The organism is Microvirga sp. HBU67558 (genome assembly GCF_018069605.1).
Lineage (GTDB): Bacteria > Pseudomonadota > Alphaproteobacteria > Rhizobiales > Beijerinckiaceae > Microvirga > Microvirga terrae.
Genome location: NZ_JAGPUP010000343.1, coordinates 1 through 1,857, shown reverse-complemented (window position 1 = coordinate 1,857; position 1,857 = coordinate 1). Strand labels below are relative to the sequence as shown.

At 55.0% G+C, this 1,857-nt stretch carries 2 protein-coding genes; both read right to left on the bottom strand.

What is annotated here, in order from left to right; genetic code table 11:
• Positions 1-66 precede the first annotated feature (66 nt).
• On the bottom strand, positions 67-807 hold the full coding sequence (locus tag KBI52_RS01690) for a hypothetical protein (protein ID WP_210804899.1): 741 nt from the start codon (positions 805-807) through the stop codon (positions 67-69).
• Positions 808-1,165: 358 nt separating this feature from the next.
• Positions 1,166-1,417 carry a hypothetical protein gene (locus KBI52_RS01685; RefSeq protein ID WP_210804897.1) on the bottom strand — a complete coding sequence of 84 codons (252 nt, stop codon included), beginning with the start codon at positions 1,415-1,417 and terminating at the stop codon, positions 1,166-1,168.
• Between the last annotated feature and the right edge of the window lie 440 nt (positions 1,418-1,857).

Below are 1,857 nucleotides of genomic sequence, written 5' to 3'. Positions count from 1 at the left end.
GCCCGACAAACTTACCTAGCCCGGAAAGTTGCATAAGCCGTGGATCACATCTGGGGGCAGGTCCACCTACGCCTTCATCTTCACGGCATCAGGACCAACCCCCGGGGGCGCCTCGCCCGCCTGAGCTTTGACGTGCTGGATGAAACTCTCCAGCTTCATGTTGTGGGCATCTCGATAAAGCCGCCAGATTGCCTCGCCCCGTAAGCCAATGCTCTCAAGGTCCATGAGGATCATGAGCCCAACAAAGGGATCTTTCATGATCCGTCCGAGGACGGTGGCAGCGCCTACGTTACCGGCCGCAAGTGTTCCGACCGCTCCGGCCAGAGTGTCCGAGGCTTTGAGAATTTTCCGCAAACTTAATAGTGATTCCGGGGGACGACGCCTTTCATATTGAGGATTAGACCAAATTGCGGCTGAATCCTTGCTTAATTGAGGATCGATTACACTGGCATTTGCGAAAGAAAAGCTTGCAGTTCTGCAAGGACAAGCTTCGTGTAATCTTTTACACACGGCATAATGAGTGACGTTGATCGTGAAATGCGTGAGAAGCTGCAAAAGCTGGAGAGCATTGAGGCCCGGCTGTCGCAGCACGAAAAGACCACGCGCGTGGGCCTGATTTGGCTCATAATCCTGGCATTCGCCGTGCTCTTCCTCTTCGGCTACCACATCATTCGTCTGTAGAGCCATTCGAGGCGCAGCTAGCTCATTCCATACTGAGGTTATCGGAAATTCTGGATTATCTTCGCTCGCGCCCGTGAGGCTGATAAAACTAGGCAAGCTCGGGGTAAACCCATGCCAGATGAGCACGATGCCTTATTCAGCAACGAGAGAAGGACCCGCATCATCCTGCTCCTTCTCGCTCTTCTGTGTGTGGGCATCCTGACATTGGTAGTCGGATACCTCTTCTTCAATTTGTCGTTCGATCCATACAGCAATGGCCGGTTCCTCTGGTAGCCTGTTCTCCCTCGCAACTTTGAGATGCCAAGACTGGTGTTATCCGGACTTACGGCCCCTTACGTGGGGGCTTCTTTTGGCTCACGACGAACGCGAAAAGTAGGGCGAAGACCCCGATCACAATGATCGAGGTCAGGGCAATCTGGTCTCCGGACATCCGGTCTCCGTTGGGCGTGACTTCATCGGGAGGGTACCTGTATCAATCTGAGGACTATGCGGCTGAAGTTCCGACGATGGTTTCGACAAAGAGGGTGAGGCCAGCCCGCAGCACCATCTGTCCAGCCTCGTTTTTGACAGAGATGAAGTACGTTCGCTGGTCGTCGTCAGGAAGTGCATCTCTCGCGATATCCGCCAAGGCCCTTTGCGCCTCGCGTTTAGCTGCCGCGAGATCCGGCAGTTCAAGTCCATTGGAGTCCGGGACGAACTGGTTTCCATCGTAGGTGTCGAAGAAGTAGCGCGGCACGGGCCTGTCCTATGACTGGCGGATCGAGGACATGCGAGCCTTGCTCGACTCTTCCGCGGTGTCGAGTTCGGATTGGTTTCGGACCAACCTTTCCCGCTCTGCAGCCAGGGTGTCCCAGGTTCTAGCCATCTCCAGAAGCTGATTGCGCTGTTCCCCCTCAGGCATCTGCTTGGCGAGTACCCGACACTCTTCAGCGTGCTTTCTGTATTCTGCTGCGGTTTTCATGACTTGATAGACGCCCCCCAACCTGCTGCGGTCGTAGGCCCCATTGCCATACCGCCTAGGTAATCTGACCAACACAAGTTACGTTAACGGTCGAAGCCCAGCATCTATTCCCGCGATGGGGATAATCATGCAGTAGCATTGGCGGCCGGGTCGCGAGAGGATAGAAACCAGAACAAGACCGTTACAATGCCGACACGAACATGCTCAGGGGGGGG